2 protein-coding genes are annotated in these 1164 nt (G+C 34.2%); one reads left to right on the top strand and one right to left on the bottom strand.

The window, feature by feature from the left end; all coding sequences use genetic code 11:
• Positions 1–86: 86 nt before the first annotated feature.
• On the top strand, positions 87–410 hold the full coding sequence (locus tag NNO08_RS22815) for a phage holin family protein (RefSeq protein ID WP_271442885.1): 324 nt from the start codon (positions 87–89) through the stop codon (positions 408–410).
• A 31-nt stretch (positions 411–441) separates the two neighbouring features.
• On the opposite strand, the gene NNO08_RS22810 is transcribed toward NNO08_RS22815, so the two are convergent.
• Positions 442–879 carry a winged helix-turn-helix domain-containing protein gene (locus tag NNO08_RS22810; RefSeq protein WP_271449367.1) on the bottom strand — a complete coding sequence of 146 codons (438 nt, stop codon included), beginning with the start codon at positions 877–879 and terminating at the stop codon, positions 442–444.
• Positions 880–1164: the final 285 nt, after the last annotated feature.

Below are 1164 nucleotides of genomic sequence, written 5' to 3'. Positions count from 1 at the left end.
ATATAATAAATACTATGCTGTGCTTCGACAATGGATTTTTATGTTGCAGTCTAAGTATTCATCCATAAAATGATAAGGATATTTTTATGACAATGATAATTGGTTCGGAACCTACTGTTCGAGGTATCATCGAGCTTGAAACGATACTTGCGGTTATCATCGTAAGCGCATGGGGAGGCGTTGTGAGTTACCTCATGAGAGAAACTCGAAGGAGAACGCAGAAAAATATTAAAGGATGTCTAAAACAAGTTGTTATTTCATGTTTTACTGGTTTTTTGCTATCCAGCATTGCCCTTGATAAAGGCGCAGGGACTCATATGATACTTATATTGTCCGGGCTGGGTGGGGTGTTTGCAGGACCTGTATTGAAAATGTTGAAAGATAAGTTAGCACAAATTTTTGTTAAGTGAGTGGTATTGCCCATCCATGGGCATTACTGCTTTATGATAAGTAAAAGTTCAGTACGGCATATAGAATTATTAGCGCGATCAGAGCTATTGTTATAGGATAAATAAAACGATTCTGGAAAATGTGCTGTTTGTTTTCCAAACATTTAATTTCTATATCCCCATTAAGCTGGATCCCCTGACGTGGGATTGTTACAAACAAATTATCAATACCAAAAAACTTCAGGTCTTTTCTGACCAGGTATAGTAGTTGTGTTAAATTTGCATCGTTTATAAATTCACTTCTTTCTTCCCATAGTACAGCTGAAATCTGATTTTTTCTAATCACCAATTCTTGTGCATTAGTTAGAATAAAATCTAAACACTTAGACCGCATGTGGGTAAGTTTTATCGCCCGGGTCCCATCTTTGCTTTTTAACTCATGATTGATGTTATCGTATATACAGCTATTTTTAATAATGTAAATGGTCATTTATATACCAGGTTTTGTTAAAGAGTGTTCAGGAAGACTAAGTTCTAAAAATCAATTGTTCAATGTATATATATACCATTTGCATATAAAAAGGAGACAGATCACAGAAACTAACGCTAATTTAGTTTGAATGAATACTTAATTAAATACATGCTATGTTTTAAATTAGTCATTAGTCAGTGGCTATAAATATTGTGCTGATTTCTGGCGTAGGTCAAATGGCAATTTATAGTATTTTAGTCACAACGTGAGAAGCGCTATGCATGTTATTTATTACTTATACGT

Origin of the sequence: Citrobacter sp. Igbk 17, assembly GCF_028069775.1 — a bacterium.
Classification (GTDB): domain Bacteria; phylum Pseudomonadota; class Gammaproteobacteria; order Enterobacterales; family Enterobacteriaceae; genus Citrobacter.
Note: the sequence above shows the minus strand (reverse complement) of the source record. Positions and strands in the feature narration are given on the sequence as shown.